Annotated in this window: 15 protein-coding genes and 1 other RNA gene; 7 read left to right on the top strand and 9 right to left on the bottom strand. The window is 38.2% G+C overall.

Features of this window, described 5'->3' with window-relative positions; all coding sequences use genetic code 11:
• Window positions 1–118, top strand: a transfer-messenger RNA (tmRNA) gene (ssrA, locus tag ABYK33_RS07675); the annotation flags it as partial.
• A gap of 150 nt (window positions 119–268) precedes the next feature.
• Window positions 269–751: a hypothetical protein gene (locus tag ABYK33_RS07670; RefSeq protein ID WP_373032485.1), complete on the top strand. Its 483-nt coding sequence runs from the start codon at window positions 269–271 to the stop codon at window positions 749–751.
• On the opposite strand, the gene ABYK33_RS07665 is transcribed toward ABYK33_RS07670, so the two are convergent.
• Window positions 748–1,752 carry an alanine racemase gene (locus ABYK33_RS07665; protein WP_373032484.1) on the bottom strand — a complete coding sequence of 335 codons (1,005 nt, stop codon included), beginning with the start codon at window positions 1,750–1,752 and terminating at the stop codon, window positions 748–750. The genes ABYK33_RS07670 and ABYK33_RS07665 overlap by 4 nt on opposite strands.
• A 39-nt stretch (window positions 1,753–1,791) precedes the next feature.
• Here ABYK33_RS07665 and ABYK33_RS07660 point away from each other — a divergent pair, with 39 nt between their 5' ends.
• Both ABYK33_RS07660 and ABYK33_RS07655 read left to right on the top strand, forming a co-directional pair.
• Window positions 1,792–2,805 carry an agmatine deiminase family protein gene (locus ABYK33_RS07660; protein WP_373032483.1) on the top strand — a complete coding sequence of 338 codons (1,014 nt, stop codon included), beginning with the start codon at window positions 1,792–1,794 and terminating at the stop codon, window positions 2,803–2,805.
• Between the two features lie 11 nt (window positions 2,806–2,816).
• Window positions 2,817–3,689 carry a carbon-nitrogen hydrolase gene (locus tag ABYK33_RS07655; protein WP_373032482.1) on the top strand — a complete coding sequence of 291 codons (873 nt, stop codon included), beginning with the start codon at window positions 2,817–2,819 and terminating at the stop codon, window positions 3,687–3,689.
• Between the two features lie 40 nt (window positions 3,690–3,729).
• On the opposite strand, the gene ABYK33_RS07650 is transcribed toward ABYK33_RS07655, so the two are convergent.
• Together ABYK33_RS07650 and ABYK33_RS07645 are read right to left on the bottom strand one after the other, a co-directional pair.
• A complete protein-coding gene (locus tag ABYK33_RS07650) occupies window positions 3,730–4,293 on the bottom strand; it encodes an NUDIX domain-containing protein (RefSeq protein WP_373032481.1) in 564 nt (187 codons plus the stop codon).
• Window positions 4,268–5,563: a peptidoglycan DD-metalloendopeptidase family protein gene (locus ABYK33_RS07645; RefSeq protein WP_373032480.1), complete on the bottom strand. Its 1,296-nt coding sequence runs from the start codon at window positions 5,561–5,563 to the stop codon at window positions 4,268–4,270. Before ABYK33_RS07645 ends, ABYK33_RS07650 begins: the two co-directional genes overlap by 26 nt.
• Before the next feature lie 143 nt (window positions 5,564–5,706).
• Here ABYK33_RS07645 and ABYK33_RS07640 point away from each other — a divergent pair, with 143 nt between their 5' ends.
• The 3 genes from ABYK33_RS07640 to ABYK33_RS07630 are packed head-to-tail and all read left to right on the top strand — an operon-like array spanning window position 5,707 to window position 8,681.
• The gene (locus tag ABYK33_RS07640) at window positions 5,707–6,390 is read left to right on the top strand and encodes a plasminogen-binding N-terminal domain-containing protein (RefSeq protein WP_373032479.1); all 684 of its coding nucleotides are present in this window, start codon (window positions 5,707–5,709) and stop codon (window positions 6,388–6,390) included.
• Window positions 6,391–6,402: 12 nt separating this feature from the next.
• The gene (locus ABYK33_RS07635) at window positions 6,403–7,791 is read left to right on the top strand and encodes an FAD-binding oxidoreductase (protein WP_373032477.1); all 1,389 of its coding nucleotides are present in this window, start codon (window positions 6,403–6,405) and stop codon (window positions 7,789–7,791) included.
• A gap of 56 nt (window positions 7,792–7,847) precedes the next feature.
• Window positions 7,848–8,681 (top strand): YihY family inner membrane protein, encoded by an 834-nt coding sequence (locus ABYK33_RS07630; RefSeq protein ID WP_373032475.1) that lies wholly within the window; start codon window positions 7,848–7,850, stop codon window positions 8,679–8,681.
• On the opposite strand, the gene ABYK33_RS07625 is transcribed toward ABYK33_RS07630, so the two are convergent.
• The 6 genes from ABYK33_RS07625 to ABYK33_RS07600 form a co-directional block, all read right to left on the bottom strand.
• The gene (locus tag ABYK33_RS07625; protein WP_373032474.1) at window positions 8,649–9,917 is read right to left on the bottom strand and encodes a ComEC/Rec2 family competence protein; all 1,269 of its coding nucleotides are present in this window, start codon (window positions 9,915–9,917) and stop codon (window positions 8,649–8,651) included. The genes ABYK33_RS07630 and ABYK33_RS07625 overlap by 33 nt on opposite strands.
• Window positions 9,918–10,073: 156 nt before the next feature.
• Window positions 10,074–12,527, bottom strand: a complete 2,454-nt coding sequence (dnaB, locus tag ABYK33_RS07620; RefSeq protein ID WP_373032486.1) for a replicative DNA helicase — start codon at window positions 12,525–12,527, stop codon at window positions 10,074–10,076.
• An 8-nt stretch (window positions 12,528–12,535) separates the two neighbouring features.
• Complete coding sequence (ispG, locus tag ABYK33_RS07615) at window positions 12,536–13,597, bottom strand: flavodoxin-dependent (E)-4-hydroxy-3-methylbut-2-enyl-diphosphate synthase (RefSeq protein WP_373032472.1); 1,062 nt, start codon at window positions 13,595–13,597, stop codon at window positions 12,536–12,538.
• Window positions 13,598–13,650: 53 nt separating this feature from the next.
• Entirely contained in the window at window positions 13,651–15,516 is a 1,866-nt protein-coding gene (locus ABYK33_RS07610) for a primosomal protein N' (protein WP_373032470.1), read from the bottom strand.
• A 70-nt stretch (window positions 15,517–15,586) separates the two neighbouring features.
• Window positions 15,587–15,946 carry a type II secretion system protein gene (locus ABYK33_RS07605; RefSeq protein WP_373032469.1) on the bottom strand — a complete coding sequence of 120 codons (360 nt, stop codon included), beginning with the start codon at window positions 15,944–15,946 and terminating at the stop codon, window positions 15,587–15,589.
• Window positions 15,947–16,020: 74 nt separating this feature from the next.
• Window positions 16,021–16,332 (bottom strand): type II secretion system protein, encoded by a 312-nt coding sequence (locus ABYK33_RS07600; RefSeq protein WP_373032468.1) that lies wholly within the window; start codon window positions 16,330–16,332, stop codon window positions 16,021–16,023.
• Between the last annotated feature and the right edge of the window lie 158 nt (window positions 16,333–16,490).

The raw sequence follows: 16,490 nt of genomic DNA, 5'->3' as shown, positions 1-16,490 counted from the left end.
CTTGTAAAGTTTTGAGTGTAGTACAAAGCAAGATTAAATCTAACAACACTGACTAAGCATGTAGAGTCATAGTTCTATCTATTTTAGGACAGGGGTTCAATTCCCCTCATCTCCACCAAACTTCAATACAATCCAACAAAACCAAATTATAGCTCTTAAATACTATACTGTCGTCTTAAGATGGAGAAGTATACAATGGACTCCCGTAGCTCATTTAAAAGCTTTATGTACTTCTGAAAAATATATCTCAACGCAAGGCAATCAACTATTGAAACAACTAAAACCAAAAAAAGATGAACTCCTTAACCAAATATTACAAGAAATCTCTGACGAAGATAATGAAGTAAATAACAGTTATAAAGAAAAGATAAGACAAGATCACAATAAAAAAATATCTTCTAGACGACAAAATATACAAACTATCATTATTGGTGTCATTGTCGTATTAATCATTATGATTTTCTTTTATCTAAATCATACAACAAATAAAATTGACCATACCAATACAGAAGCAGATAAATCAACGCTTTTAAAAGTAGATCAAGTATATAAAGAGCAAAAACATACTGAGTTCAAAACAGAAAAAATAGAAGACGGAGATAAAGAAATACAGAGTAGAAAAAGAGTAGAAATAATCATCAGGGAAGAGGAAAAAATAGATGTCCAGGAAGAAGAAATTTTAATCCAGCAAAATCCTGAGACAGAGAGAGAAAGAGCCAAAAGAATGCTTATGCAGCAAATGCAAAATTAAATCACTTCCTTTGCTATATCAGCAGATAACGCAGTAGTAATTTCATACGAAATAGTTCCAAATTGTTTTGCAGCTGCTTGTGCATCATTCATTACACACACTTCTTCTTTCTCTGACGCAAGAGAAATGAAATCCATAGAGACACGTCCCAGTATAGGTAACATTTCACTTGTAATATAGGGTTTTTGAGCGTCACCTCTGCACCATCCGTCACCATACCCTAGATCATAAGTAGATACTGTCATCTCATGTGCAGCGATGAAGTCTCCTCCATACCCTATACGCTCTCCAGCCTTTACTACTCTGTTGGAAACCTTATTGGCGTGGAGTGACATCACTGGATGCAACGCTACTTCATCGAAAGAATCTGGCAATTCATTGTATCCGTATGCACCTATACCTACGCGTACCAGATCTTCATCAAAACTTTTCATTCGAAGAATAGAAGCAGAATTATAGGAATGTACTCTTACTCCTGTAAAACCTGCTTCTTTTACTTTTTGTTTCACTAGATTAAATTGTTTTTGTTGCCAAAAGAGTTCCGAACTCAGTTCATCTGCACTGCGGTAATGTGTCATCACACCTGTGAGATCCAAACCATGTTCTTTTATCAAACCAAGTGCTTCATCCAGTTCATCCAAAGCAATACCGTTACGGTGCATTCCAGTATCGACTTTAAGTTCTACTTTTGCACCTTTCTGGGCTTGCTTAATATCTTCCAGTGTATTAATAGCAAAAGAATATACCTCATCTTTTATGATGCTGTCACCAAGTACAAGTATCGTTTCGAAGAAAGATCTGATCAATTCTGCTTCTGCCGTCTTTCGTACAACCGCATGTTTAATCCCAAACTCTGATGCTAACCTACCCATAAGTTCCAGACCATGACCATATGCATTGTCTTTAAGGACAATAGCAATCTTTTCAACTGAGCCAGTTTTTAGTGCAATTTGGTTAAGATTATAATAGAAATTTTGTTTATTTATTTTAATAAATGCCATGCAAGATTATACCAAAATCCCTAATAAAAAAGGTACGAGATGATCAGAATGCCCGCAGAGTGGGAAAAACAACGTGCTGTATTGTTGTCTTTCCCCCATGAAGATACAGACTGGCATAATGCAGACAAGCCTGCAGCATTGGAAGCGAGCCTATCTCCCTTTATACGCATTGCACAAGCCATCGCCTATGGTGAGGCTGTGTACATCATCTGTAAAGAGAAAGAAAAGATCTCAAACATGTTTTGCTCAACACGAAATCTGACTTTCATAGAGATACCTACCAACGATACATGGATACGTGACTACGGGTACATAAGTATAAAGCAGGATGATGAAGTCAAGCTTCTTGATTTTACATTTGATGGTTGGGGCGGTAAATTCGAAGCTTCACTTGACAACTCTGTCAACACTGCTTTACATCAAAAAGGCTACCTGGGTATCACACCTCTTGAACAGGTTAATTTTGTTTTGGAAGGCGGTTCTATTGAAAGCGATGGAGAAGGCACCATACTCACTACCTCTGCATGTCTTTGTAACCCAAACAGAAATGGTGGACTTAGTAAACAAGAGATAGAAGAAAAACTTCATAGCTATTTAGGTGCGCAGAGGGTTCTGTGGTTAGACCATGGCTACCTGGCAGGTGATGATACCGATAGTCACATCGATACCTTGGCCCGATTTGTCAACAAAACGACGATCATGTATGTCAAGTGTGAAGACCATGAAGATGAACATTACGAAGCCTTGCAAATGATGGAAGCACAGTTAAAAAGTTTTACTACAACAAATGGGCAATCATATACACTTATCCCCCTTCCTATGTGTGAAGCAAAATACAATGATGATGGAGAAAGGCTCCCCGCAACCTATGCTAACTTTCTCATTAGTAATGATGCACTTATCTATCCGACATATAATGACAAAAACGATACAAAGGTGGGAGAAATATTTAAAGAAGTGTTTCCAGATAAGGAAATTATCCCTATAAACTGTTTAAAACTTATAGAACAAGGTGGAAGTCTGCACTGTTCTACAATGCAGATAGCATACTAAAAAGGAATCATATGAAAACCGCGCTGATCCAACAAGCTTACCATGGCAGTAAAGAGCAAACGCTTCAAGTGACTATAGAGAAGATACAGGAAGCTGCACAGAATGGTACACAACTTGTTGTACTACAAGAGTTACATCAAACAGAATACTTTTGTCAAAGTGAAGATACAAAGTTTTTTGAATATGCAGCTCACTTTGAATCTGATGTGGCATTTTGGAGTACTATTGCCAAAGAGAACAATGTAGTTCTAGTTACTTCACTTTTTGAAAAACGTGCAGCAGGGCTCTACCACAACACTGCTGTTGTCTTTGAAAAAGATGGATCTGTTGCAGGAAAATATAGAAAAATGCATATACCTGATGATCCCGGATTTTATGAGAAGTTTTACTTTACTCCGGGAGATCTTGGCTTTGAACCCATACAAACATCAGTGGGAAAACTGGGTGTACTGATCTGCTGGGATCAATGGTACCCTGAAGCAGCGCGTGCAATGACACTCAAAGGAGCAGAACTGCTCATCTACCCTACTGCCATAGGCTGGTTTGATGGAGACACTGAAGAAGAGAAAACCAGACAACTTGACAGCTGGGTAACGATACAACGTTCTCATGCCATAGCCAATGGCATACCTGTACTCAGCTGTAACCGTGTAGGCTTTGAATCAGACAGTGCCGGTGTGATGGCAGGTACACGTTTTTGGGGCAATTCTTTTGTATGTGGTGCACAGGGAGAGATGCTTGTTCAGGCAGACCATGAAAAAGAAACCATACTCTATGCCGATATCAAGCATGAGCGCACCAAAGAGGTACGTGACATTTGGCCATTTTTACGTGACAGACGTATAGAGGAATACCAATGTCTTCTCAAAAGATATTGTGACTAATTTATCTTTATTATATATCTGGTAAGTGATATTTTGAAGATCACTGCTTTTCAAGCCACCACATAAATGCAAACATAAGCCCTGGTGTTTTCGCTATGCTTTCATCATAGATAAGCTTTTTGGCTTCACCTACAGGCAGATATACCACTTCTATTTGCTCATGGTCTATACCCCCACCTTCACTCACCTTCATACTCTCATCAACCTGTGTAAAGTAGAGTGTCTGTTTACTTCCTGCAAAGCCCACTGAGGTATGAAAAGAGGTGATTCTTTCTATATTTTGGAGTGGGACATCATAACCACACTCCTCTTCGATCTCCTCTTGTGCAATCTCTTCCAAAGAAAGTTCTTTATCTACGATACCTGCACAGAGTTCAACCGTCATGCCATTATCATTGTTTAAGTAGACTGCAGGACGGAATTGTTTTACTAGAATAAATGCTTCTTTCTCTTTATTATAGATCAATATAGCCACACTGTCATGTGCCTCAACGATTTCCCATGATTTTTTGATACCGTCTTGTTCATATGTTGCAAATGATGTTGATATAAACTTGGCATCTACCAAAGGTTGAAGTTTAAAGTGTTTGATTTGATTTGCCATCTTCTACTTTCATACATGTTTGGTTATACCCATCCCATACGCAAGGTGCACTTTCTTGTTTGAGATAAGATAAAAGTTTTTCTTTATTCTCTTTTGCATTTTTGATCACGACTTCTTTATATTTTATTGTCTTCACATCTTTATATTTGGTGAATGTTTTTGAAACAGAAGTTTGTATAGACTTCTTATTTAATACACTCATAGGATTTATCCATCTTCCATTTTTCATAAGTCCGAAGTGTAAGTGAGGACCTGTACTCCGTCCAGTATTTCCTACATACCCTATGATCTGGCCTTTTTTAACTTTTTGCCCTTTTTTCACACGTATACGACTCTGATGCGCATAGAGTGATTCATACCCGCCCGGATGCTTAATCTTGACCACTTTTCCATATCCGCCCATTCGACCTGAAAAACTTACCTTCCCAGAGTTTACTGCAAGAAGAGGTGTTCCTCTTTTGGCTCCAAAGTCTGTACCATGATGCGGACGGTACCGTTTTAGTATAGGATGATATCTTCTATGCGAGAAATGGGATGTAAGTCGTGCATGACGTATAGGCATCCCAAAACGCGACGCAGTACTTTTCACAGGAACCTTACGTGTATACGTTACTTTTTTCTTACCTGTTACGGTGTACGCTTGAGACTTATTATCACTCTTATAACCATACCCGTCTTCATCTGCATAGATAAACTGCCGTTTATTATTGGATTCAAGCATCGCTATTTTGATATATGGGGTATAGTATGGCTGACCCATTCTTGTTTTTTGGGTATAGAGAAAAGAGACCTTGTCTCCCTTCTGAAATTTTCTTGCATCTACTGCACCCTTAAAAAGTTGGCCCATCTTATCTGCCAATACAGGATGACATAATGCATTAGTGATATCTGTATGAAGGTTTTTTTCTATGCTAATAGTAGCACTGTGTTCTTCTTCTTTATACTCGATAGGAATAATGTCAAAACTATAAGTTTCACTCCCTCGTTCTTTAGCCAACCGTATCTGCATCTCTTCCCCTATAGGAATAAGTGCCTGTTCAAGCGTACCATTTGTATCTTTTAATTCATAAAAAAGTTGATCGCCTTCGATCTCGGAAAGAAATTTGATATCCGTTTTTGAAATATCATTCAATAGCCCGGTAGAAATGTCTCTAGAGTTTAAATAGTCTGAAAAAGTTTCACCTTTCCCCCAACGTTCATGTGTGACTTTTGCCCCAAACAATACATTAGATATCAAGATCCCTACCACTATGTTTTTAAGAATTCCCATCCCGTATCATTATCCCTATTGCTTAATTGGACATTATTATAACTTAAATAAGTTAATCTCACCGCTACTATGAAGACATCAATAAACTTTTACTATATTGCTTGTATAATCAATACAATTATTTTAACACCCAAAGGATCGCTATGCACAAAATAGCTCTTATCGCTCTACTCTCTTTACCTCTTTTTGCAGGTTTCTTCCCTCAATCGGTACATACTTCTATCAAATCTGTAAAAGGGGATGTAATCACACTTAATTCTAAATTCCCTGTCAATGGTATGAGTGGCGTTGTGGTACATAATTATGGTAATGATCTGACAGCTATTACAAGTCGTATCGCTCAAACTTCATCAGACGGCACAGCTTCATTGCTCAGTGCGGACATCATCGATCATGATAATCTTCCTACGATCAAAACTGCTGTCGTACCTAAAGACAAAGTCATTGGCGGATACCTTTACAATAATGTACTTCTCTTAGCCCCAGACGCAGACACCTATGCAAAGGTAGTATCTAGTCATACTAAGAAATGGATACATCCAGACCTTTTTGCACTCTATCTTTCTGTCGAAGGTGAAGCGGGACCAAGCAAAGAAAATCTTAAACATTTTGCAAAAAAATATCAGGTAGGTCTTGTCTATATTGTACGTAAAAATTCTGCTGTACTTTTAGATCCTGTTTCCGGTAAAATAGTCTCTGAAAAATCTATGTCAAACCTTCCTAAAGAAGGAAAATTTCCTTTTTACATGCGCTTTGAACAGATCGATTCAGGTTGGTTTGGCAGTGACACCACAGGTAATTATTATAACACTATGGAATCATTATAATGGAGTTATGCTATGTTAGATAAAAAACATATACAACATTTTGAAAAACTTGTAGGCAAAGAGAATGTCTATAGCGATAAAGCACACCTCATAGCATACTCCTATGATGCTACACGTACACGTTTTGAACCTGAAGCCGTTATTTTCCCAAGAGATGAAGAGGATGTAAGTGCCATACTTTCATACTGTAATACACACCAGATCGTCATTACACCAAGAGGGGCAGGCTCCGGATTTACTGGAGGGGCTCTACCCACCCAAGGTGGTATCACTTTAGGGCTGGAAAAGCACATGAACAAGATCCTTGAAATTGATATGGAAAATATGGTTGCCGTAGTACAACCAGGTGTTATCAATATGGATCTACAAAAAGCCGTAGAAGAAGTAGGACTTTTTTATCCGCCTGATCCAGCCAGTGAAGAGTACTCCACACTTGGTGGAAATGTGAGTGAGAATGCTGGTGGTATGCGTGCTGCGAAGTACGGTATCACTAAAGACTATGTGATGGCACTTCGTGCTGTACGTCCGAATGGCGACATTATCCGTGCAGGAAAACGTACCATCAAAGATGTAGCAGGCTATAACATAGCAGGTATACTTATCGCCAGTGAAGGTACACTTGCAGTCATTACAGAGATCACAGTAAAGCTTATCCCTAAACCAAAGTTTACCAAAGCCTATATGGGTATCTTCCCTTCTGTAGATGATGCTATGAATGCTGTGTTCAAATCACTTGCATCAGGTGCAAACCCTGTGGCTATGGAGTTTATGGATGATCTGGTGGTTCAGGCACTGAAAGAGAAACTTGGTATTCAATTACCGGAAGATGCAGGTGCACTTCTCATAGGTGATGTGGATGGAAATGTCATAGAAGAACTGGAATTTCAACTTGAAACTTTAGAAAGATCATTTAAAGAAAATGGTGCTCAGGATTTCATCGTTGCACATGATGCCCAAAAGAGAACTGAACTCTGGTATGCAAGACGTAATGCTTCTCCTTCCATCACGATCTTTGGAAGTAAAAAGCTCAACGAAGACATCTCCGTTCCAAGAAGTATGTTACCTGAAGCACTTAAACGTATCTATGCTATAGGTGACAAATATGGCTTTAAAGTACCATGTTTTGGACATGCAGGTGATGGAAACATCCACGTCAATGTCATGGTAGACGGTTCAGATGAAAAACAACTTCATGATGGACATCAAGCCATAGAAGAGATATTCCAACTTGTAGTCGACATGGGTGGAACACTGAGTGGTGAACATGGCATCGGTACAAGTAAAGCACCTTTTATGGATATTGCATTTAATGATGATGAACTTGCACTGTTTAAAGATATCAAAAAAGCTTTTGATCCTAACAACATACTCAACCCGGGTAAAATGGGATTGCCGAACTAGTTTATCATCATCCTCAGGCAAGCCTGAGGATCCATAGTAAGGAGGGATGAGTTTAGATGCAAAAAAATCCTCAATTGAAAAAAATATTAAAAAATTATTATATATTTTTACGTGACTTTTTAGGTGACCTTTTTGATGACAAAATAGGACATTATGCTTCAAGTCTTAGTTGGAGTACCCTCTTTTCCATCATCCCCCTGCTTGTGATCATGCTTTGGGTATTTACAACTTTACCATTATTTGACTCAGTCTATCAAAAGATCGAAACACTTATATTTTCAAATCTTCTTCCTACTGACTCTAAAGAAGTCATGAGCTATATTAACACTTTTATGAAAAACTCCTATAAATTAGGATATGTTGGTGCATTTTATGTTACCTTCGCAGCCATTATGTTTTTTAAAAACTATGATTATATTGTCAATGATATCTTTAATGTACCAAGTCGTACCGTTTTCAGTGCTGTGAAGACTTATCTTTTACTTCTCATCATCATTCCTACAATGATGGCTGCTTCATTTTATCTTTCATCATTTATCCAAAGCTATTTGGACAAGAACAGTATCACAAGCAGTATCCATCTTTTGTATTTTTTACCCTACTTTATCGTTTGGATGGTATTTTATGTCCTTTACCAAACTTCTGCCAACCTTCGTATCACTGTTTCTGCTGCAATGATAAGTTCTTTTATCACTTCACTGATATGGTACCTCTCTAAAAGTGCTTTTGTCTTTTATGTACTGCATAATAAAACCTACGCAAGTGTTTACGGAAGTATATCTACCTTACTCTTTTTCTTTTTATGGATCTATATTTCATGGGCAATCTTTTTACATGGGTTAAAATTTTGTGACTTGCTAAATAGGGATGAAGAGATAGACCATATATAACGAGGAGAGTCCTAACACTAACCAAAAAAGTGTTTTACTCCATATAGCCCCTATCGACAACCCTATATATCCAAGCATCATCCAGATAGGGAAGAGCATCTCACGACTCTCTTGGGGCATGTGAAACAAACCTAATAGAACCGTATCAAATAAACTTCCAAAGCCCAATAGATGCAATACCATTACCAAAGGATAAAAAGGAACAAACACTAATGAAAGCAGAGGTGACAAAAGCTGATAGTGACTGGTCACACCAAATACACTGTGTACAATGGGAAGCATTAAAATAAAAATACCTATAGGAATAAAAACCAATGAGATCACCCATGTCTTGACTCCTTTACTATACTGTAACAACAAAAATATGTAAAATACACCAGCTACAGAAAGTCCAAAACTAAGAGAAACAAGTAAAGAAGGGAAGAGTGCAGCCAGTACCAATACTATGGTGGTCAAGAAAGTAAAACTCAGCAGCTCCATACCAAGTAACAATACTATCCATCCCACCAGTACCATCGCATAGGAACGCACCAGAGAAGGTGGAAAATCTACAAACCATAAATAAACACCTAAAAATACTATGGCCACCAATCCTACATCAAAAAGTGCATGCCTATAAGGAAAATAATGTTGCTGTAATGGTCTATAGAATAACAAAAGTAAACCATAGACCAATCCCCACAATATCCCCAAATGAAACCCACTCAATGCCACAAGATGACTCACCCCCAACATACTTATTTTCTCTCTTAAATCTTTTTCTAACGGTGTTGCAAAAAAGATAGCATTATAAAATGATTGTAAAGAGGTATCCTGATGTTGAGAAGCCACTTTTTCGAGTAGATCATCTTTAAAAGTTTGAGGTAGAAGTTTCTGATCTTTGATCTTGGTTTTCACATAAAATGTACCTAAATAGTCGGTAAAAGTTATGCTCTCATTTGGAAAGATCTGTAAGCGTAAACGTTTATGGTTGAAATTATCTTTACTGTAATTGGTCGTATAAAAAGTAAAACCATCATCACTACGCAGTTTAAGTACCTTGTAGCGTTTCTTTCCCTTGCTCTTCTCATATGCGTTCAGTACTTTTGCATGGGTATAGTAAAAAGGTTTTGAAATGAAATTTTGATACGATTGATATTCAATCAAAAGCCGAACGAGTATTATAAAAACTAGAAAGAGCATCACCCAAACAAAGGTTTTCTTTTCAGGGAATAGTTTTGGCTTTTCTAATTGCACAGAAATCCCTTTAAAATTAACTCTATTTAAAGCAACAAGTTGCGCGAACCCTCAGTTGACAAGCAACTAAATTGCAGTGCAAGCGAGGCACTAAATGCCGAGTCGTAAGAGAGCTCAGCGGTAGCGTAGCAAAATAGAGCTTTGCTCTATTGCGTCCTATATAGCAGGTAACTCTATATTTCCCACATTCATAGGGATATCGGCCTCTTCATACTCTATCTCAAAGGCTGGTGAAGTAGCGGCATCCACAAAACGGGTAAAGTTCTTTTGGAAAACAAGATTTACTGTTCCTGTCGGTCCATTTCTTTGTTTTCCTATGATGATCTCAGCATCCTCTTCAGGTTTTTTTCTAAACTCAGAAGTATATTCTTTACCTTCCGCTTTAGCTTTCATCTCTTTTTCTTTCTCTTGTGCTTCACGGTACACATCATCACGATATACAAAGAGGATGATATCGGCATCCTGCTCTATGGCTCCGGATTCACGAAGATCAGAGAGCATTGGACGTTTATTGTCCCTGCTTTCTACTCCACGGTTAAGCTGAGAGAGTGCCACTATAGGTATCTGCAGTTCTCTGGCTAACTGTTTAAGCCCTCTTGAGATTTCAGACACTTCCTGCTGTCTTCCTTCTTTACCTTCACCACTCATCAGTTGCAAGTAATCTATGATGGCCACTGAGATTTCAGGATGTTGCGACTTCAACTTACGTAACTTACTACGTACATGATGGATGGTTGCATACCCACCATCATCTACAAAAAGCTTTTTCTGAGAGAGGTCCTGAGTCGCGGCAGAAAGCTGACTCCACTGCTCATCTCTAAGGTCACCTACCCTAAGTGCTTGAAGCGGTATAGATGTTTTTGCAGAAAGTAGTCTAAGCATAAGTTGTTCAGCCGGCATTTCCAGTGAGAAAAAAGCCACACCCTCGTTACGTTCTATGGCTTTTAGTGCCATGTTGAGTACCAATGCCGTATTGTGTGTCACTGTCATATCTTCGAGCAAGAAAAGATGATTGCCATCCAGTACAAATCCATAATAGTCATCTACTTTGTCATATTCTACAGTGAAGCCGGTATGTTGATGATCTCTTTTCGAGACTAATGCTCTTGCTTGTTTACGTCGTATTTTTGTCGGTATGCTATCAAGATTACCAACAATTCTAACCCTATAGACTCTACATTCATAGTTAATAGATTTAATGCTGGCTTTTTTTGCTTTTAATGATGCCCTAAATCCTAAGGAATCGGCCAAAAATTTGATCTCTTTCGCTAAAGATTCTCTTTTTTGAACAATCTCCATTACATGAAATTTATCATCATAATACCCATCACTATCAATAAGTCCTGCTAAAAGTTCCAGTCTATTTTGTCTGCTGTTAGCTATATAATGCTGTGGAATATGCTTATTGTCTAAAACACCCAAAGTTCTGAGTTTCCCCTGTAAAGAGTTACTGACATCTTTCATTGCCCCCTCTTTTTGAATATTTGTAATCCCATACATTGCACATTTACCAATAACTTCATACCGGTGTAGTTTTTTATCAAGTGAGAAAGCATACTCACGAAGGTACTCTACAATTTCATCATCCTGTGTTGCAATCCGTACATCAGAACTACGGCCATCCCCTAACCACAATCCAAGAAAATATGGCTCTATGTCAAGTGGTTGAGCTTCAAAATCTACAGAGACTTTGTATCCTTTATAATTTGACTTAAATTTATTACTTTTTTTAATATAGTCAGATACTTCAATATTCAGCACATCACCATGGATATGTGGTCCTTCGTTGCGTGAACGCTTCAAAGAGAGTATATGGGACTTATTAACTCTATAGTCCAAGCCTTTATTTTGACGTACCCAATACATCTCTTCCCTGCCTCTTGCCAGAGACAAAACATTCCGAGGAGTAGAATCATCACCCATGAGCTTATCGCCCACGACAACATCTTCTACTTTCTTCAAAGTACCATCAAACATCAGTACTTTTGTACCTTTCCCCAAACATTTACCCATAGCAGGACGTGCTGCGATGATGACCAAGTCCCCTTTACCAAACCCAGATGTTTTATCATTGAGGTTTCTAAATCCAGTATCTGTACCGATAAGTTTGGAGTTTCCAAGTGCCTTAAGACGTTCTATCTCAGCCATCATGGCCAAAGTAATCTCTTTAGCTTCCCTAAAATCATCAGATGTTGAGTTTTGTGTAATTTCATAGAGCTTTTTCTCTACTAGATTCATCACTTCTTCAGCAGGTAGATCGTCCTCTATAGTGACTTTTCGTATTTGCGTTGCAAGTGTTGCTAAAGCTCTTTTACTGGACTTCGCTTTGATCTCTTTGAGATAAGCTGCAGTATTGGTGATAGGATTTGCTGAAAGAAGATCAAGCATCGCTACTTCATCAAACTTACCCATAGAATTAAGTTTTGAACGTAAAAACTCATCATCAAGCGGTTTCTCTTCTACAGAAAGTTCTTCCATCGCAGCAAAAACATGCTGATGAAAAGGCAGATAAAAGTCATGTGGCTTTAGCTTCGCTGCAATTTCTTCATAGGTTTCAGGATCAAAGATAACGGCAGATAGTACTGCTCTCTCGATATTTAGGTTGTACATATTTTCCATTATTTATTGTCCTCTGCGAATTTCTCTACTTCTTGAACAAATCTCTCGACCAGGTCTTCTTCAGGAAGTCTTGCGACCACTTCCCCTTTAAGCATTATCAGCCCTGCACCTTTACCATATGCTATGGCCACATCTGCATGTTTGGCTTCACCTATGGCATTGACCACACAACCCATCACAGAAACATCCATAGGTGTTTTTATGTGTGCTGTACGTCTTTCTACTTCTGCTACAGCTGTGACCAGATCAGCTTCTATACGTCCACAGGTAGGACAAGAGATAATGTTCAACCCTTCTTTGATCCTGCCGCTGTCTTTGAGTATGGCTTTTCCCACTTTGATCTCTTCTTCAAGTTCACCGGTAATTGAAACACGCATTGTGTCACCTATACCATCAAGCAGTAGAGCCCCTAATCCTATAGAAGATTTGATAGTCGCATGGAAAATCGTTCCTGCCTCTGTCACACCTAAGTGAAAAGGGTAATCATTTTTAGGACGTAACATTCTGTAGGCATCTACGGTTCTGTCTACATCCGAAGCTTTAAGTGATACTTTGATATCTGTAAAACCCAGATCTTCCAAAAATTTAATGTTGTACTCAGCAGATGCAACCATTCCCTCTGCAGTCGCACCATACTTTTGGTCAAACTCTTTTTCCAGTGAACCAGCATTAACACCTATCCGTATAGGTAAGTTTCTATCTTGACAGGCTTTGACTATCTCTCTGATACGCGATTTTTCACCTATGTTTCCAGGATTAAGACGTATACAGTCCACCCATTTTGCTGCTTCCAGTGCCAATTTATAGTTAAAATGAATATCTGCGATGAGAGGCAAAGAGATCTGCTCTTTGATAGCCTTAAGGGCCAAAGCATCTTGCATCTCAGGTACTGCAACACGTACCATATCAGCCCCAGCAAAATGTAGACGGTTGATCTGCTCTACTGTGGCTGCAACGTTATGCGTATCACTGTATGTCATGGACTGAACAGAGATAGGTGCATCACCACCTACAGCAACATCACCCACATAGATCTTTTTTGTTTTAACTCTTTCTTTCACGGTTCACCTTCTATATAATTCTCTTATTTTACCCAAACAAACTACAATGGATATTAAGAGAATTCAACCGGGTCAAAATCTATCTCTATCTCTCTACAATCTACACTATGCAAAGCTTTCAATAAAGGGACACGACTCTTAGATCTTAGTAAAATATTGAAACGATATTTATCGGCTATACGTTCTACAGGTGCTTTTCCATGTCCTACTATCTCTATGTTTTTAAACGTTTTGAGTTTAGTCACCGTATCAAGCGTTATCTTTCCTGCTTTGGTCTCATCTTTATGTGCGATGAGGATACGTGCAAGTGAAGCAAAAGGAGGATAGTCTGCCATCTCTAAAAAGGCAAGCTCATCTTTTATGAAAAGCTCATAATCAGCCAAATAGGTTTGAAAAAAATCCGGATCTCCTGTCTGTACAATGACCTCTGCAGCATGTGCACGACCACTTCGACCTGCGATTTGAAAAAGTAAAGACATCGCTCTTTCTCTTGCTCTGTAATCGGCAAGTCCCAAGATGTAATCAAGCCCCATAATGATACTCAATGTAATATTTGCATAGTCATGGCCTTTACTCAACATCTGTGTCCCTAAAAGAAGTTGACTTTCTCCTGTTTCAAAACGACTCAAAGCCTCTTTAAGCTTCTTGGCAGTTGTAATACTATCTTTGTCAAACTGCTCGACTTGTATCCCCTCTACCGCTTCAGAGATAATTTCTATGGCTTCCACTGTTCCCATACGTTCACTCTTCAGTGGAGTGTGTCCACAGTTAGTACAGGTATCCACTATCGCCTCCGTGAAGTTACAGTAGTGACATTTAAGGTGTCTGTATTTTCTATGTAAAGCCATCCCTACTGAACAGTAAGGACACAGATGCGTTTTTCCGCAACTTTCACAGTAGAGGTACTTGAAATTACCACGTGTAGGAAGAAATAGTAGTGACTGGTTACCCGCTTTATAATGTGTGTGTATCGCATCCAAGATGGTATGGTTAAGGCTATCACCAGAGATGAACTTGTAGTTTTTTTGTGTCTGCACATAAGGTTTATCGAGTTTGACAACATCATATTTAGAATACGAACCCATAGAGGGTGTCGCAGATGCCAACAAGACCTTTGCGCCCACCTTACTACCCATCAACACAGCCACATCACGTGCATGGTAACGAGGTCGAGTCATCGCCTTATAACTATCATCATGCTCTTCATCCACCACGATAAGCCCAAGATTAGACAATGGCACAAAAAGCGCCGAACGCGCCCCAGCCACGATACTGATCTTCCCTTCTTCTATACCTTCCAAGATAGACTCTTTCTTCTTCTTGGTCAACTTAGAGTGCCACATTGCAACACTCTCACCAAAATAGACTTTAAGACGTTTTTCCATTTGAGGTGTCAGTGAAATTTCCGGCATAAGAAAAATAGAAGTTTTACCCTCTTCCATCATCTTTGCCATAAGTGAAATAAAGATCTCTGTTTTACCTGAACCTGTCACACCAAAAAGTAAAGCTTTGTCTTTTTTGAGAAGTTGTTCATATGCTTTTTGCTGCATATCCGATAAATTAGGAAGTGTTATTTTATCTTCATCTTCTTCTAAAAGTTTTTCTTTATGAATTTGAAGCATAAGATCTATAGTTTTATAAGGGAGAAAAAGAGAAATCGCTTCTCCAAAAGAAGAAAAATAATACTCAGAGATAAACTTTGCTATCTCCATTTGCTCGTTACTGTAACGCTTATCTGAAACAGAAGCTATCTCTGCTGTTTCAAATTCAGGCTTTTCTACCTCTGCTATAACCACAGCGTCTTTAAGCGTTGTTTTTAAAGGTACAGAAACAATTAAACCTGTAAATAAGTGATCTTTAAATGCATACGTCAAGCTTGGCGCGCTTGAACGAGAAAGTACTATTGCATAATATCTCAAATTATTCTCTATGCTGAAATTTTAATATTTATCATACTATGATATAGTCGCTTAAGAAGAATGAATAAGTCTATAGATCACTCATCCCAGGAACATTACAACTCCCCTTTACTAGTTTATTATTAGTTACACTAAAAGCACATGATGTACCACCTGGTCCACTAAATGTTAGGCCTGTCCAACGAGAATCCAAGCCATAATCTAACAAAGTTGCTGCACTTGTAGCATTAATATCAGTAAAATCACCTCTTAAAATCTTTTTTTGTCGTTCCGTAGCAATTGCAGTACGCAAAGCACCTACTGTTGCTCTCGCCTTCGAAACAAGAGCATCATCTCTTGTTGCTGCAAATTTCGGAATTGCTATGGCAGAGAGTATCCCTATCACTACTATCACAAACACTAACTCAATCATTGAAAATGCTCTTCTCATAAATATTCCCTTTATAATTTTAAATGTTTAACTTCAAATAATTAAATTTTATTATATCATAAAAAAATCATTGCTTAATAACTTACCTGTATCCCTTTAAAAACATGGTCTCCATTTAATGAAGCATGTACATTCGCAACATGAACATAGTCTCCAACTAACGTTATACTAGCTCCATCTGCTTTCGCCTGCACACAAGAATCATAATCATCTATAGTGGGTTCTTGTTCAGTGCCTGTATAGGAAGATGCTAAATCATGAATACAAATCTTTGTATTCGCCATCATTGCTGACAAGGTTGCATCATCTCTAGTGGCTGCCAATTTTGGGATAGCTACCGCTGCCAAAATACCTATAATGACAATCACAAAGATCAATTCTATCATAGTAAATCCATTTTTCATTATTATATAATCTTTTTTACTTAAATACTATAAGTATGACGTAAAAATGTCATAAAATTGTCACTTATCTTATATGAATAATAAATAAAAATAAAGGGTATCATACTAAAAAAATACTAGAATATAAAAACTATAAAATG

The sequence above is a fragment of the Sulfurovum sp. genome (genome assembly GCF_041562805.1).
GTDB lineage: Bacteria > Campylobacterota > Campylobacteria > Campylobacterales > Sulfurovaceae > Sulfurovum.
Note: the sequence above shows the minus strand (reverse complement) of the source record. Positions and strands in the feature narration are given on the sequence as shown.

What these genes read in the sequence shown, in the direction of transcription:
- ABYK33_RS07665 (WP_373032484.1), bottom strand. Translation starts at nt 1,752, where the DNA reads ATGGCATTTATTAAAATAAATAAACAAAATTTCTATTATAATCTTAAC.
- ABYK33_RS07660 (WP_373032483.1), top strand. Translation starts at nt 1,792, where the DNA reads ATGATCAGAATGCCCGCAGAGTGGGAAAAACAACGTGCTGTATTGTTG.
- ABYK33_RS07655 (WP_373032482.1), top strand. Translation starts at nt 2,817, where the DNA reads ATGAAAACCGCGCTGATCCAACAAGCTTACCATGGCAGTAAAGAGCAA.
- ABYK33_RS07650 (WP_373032481.1), bottom strand. Translation starts at nt 4,293, where the DNA reads ATGGCAAATCAAATCAAACACTTTAAACTTCAACCTTTGGTAGATGCC.
- ABYK33_RS07645 (WP_373032480.1), bottom strand. Translation starts at nt 5,563, where the DNA reads ATGGGAATTCTTAAAAACATAGTGGTAGGGATCTTGATATCTAATGTA.
- ABYK33_RS07640 (WP_373032479.1), top strand. Translation starts at nt 5,707, where the DNA reads ATGCACAAAATAGCTCTTATCGCTCTACTCTCTTTACCTCTTTTTGCA.
- ABYK33_RS07635 (WP_373032477.1), top strand. Translation starts at nt 6,403, where the DNA reads ATGTTAGATAAAAAACATATACAACATTTTGAAAAACTTGTAGGCAAA.
- ABYK33_RS07630 (WP_373032475.1), top strand. Translation starts at nt 7,848, where the DNA reads ATGCAAAAAAATCCTCAATTGAAAAAAATATTAAAAAATTATTATATA.
- dnaB (WP_373032486.1), bottom strand. Translation starts at nt 12,527, where the DNA reads ATGTACAACCTAAATATCGAGAGAGCAGTACTATCTGCCGTTATCTTT.
- ABYK33_RS07605 (WP_373032469.1), bottom strand. Translation starts at nt 15,946, where the DNA reads ATGAGAAGAGCATTTTCAATGATTGAGTTAGTGTTTGTGATAGTAGTG.
- ABYK33_RS07600 (WP_373032468.1), bottom strand. Translation starts at nt 16,332, where the DNA reads ATGATAGAATTGATCTTTGTGATTGTCATTATAGGTATTTTGGCAGCG.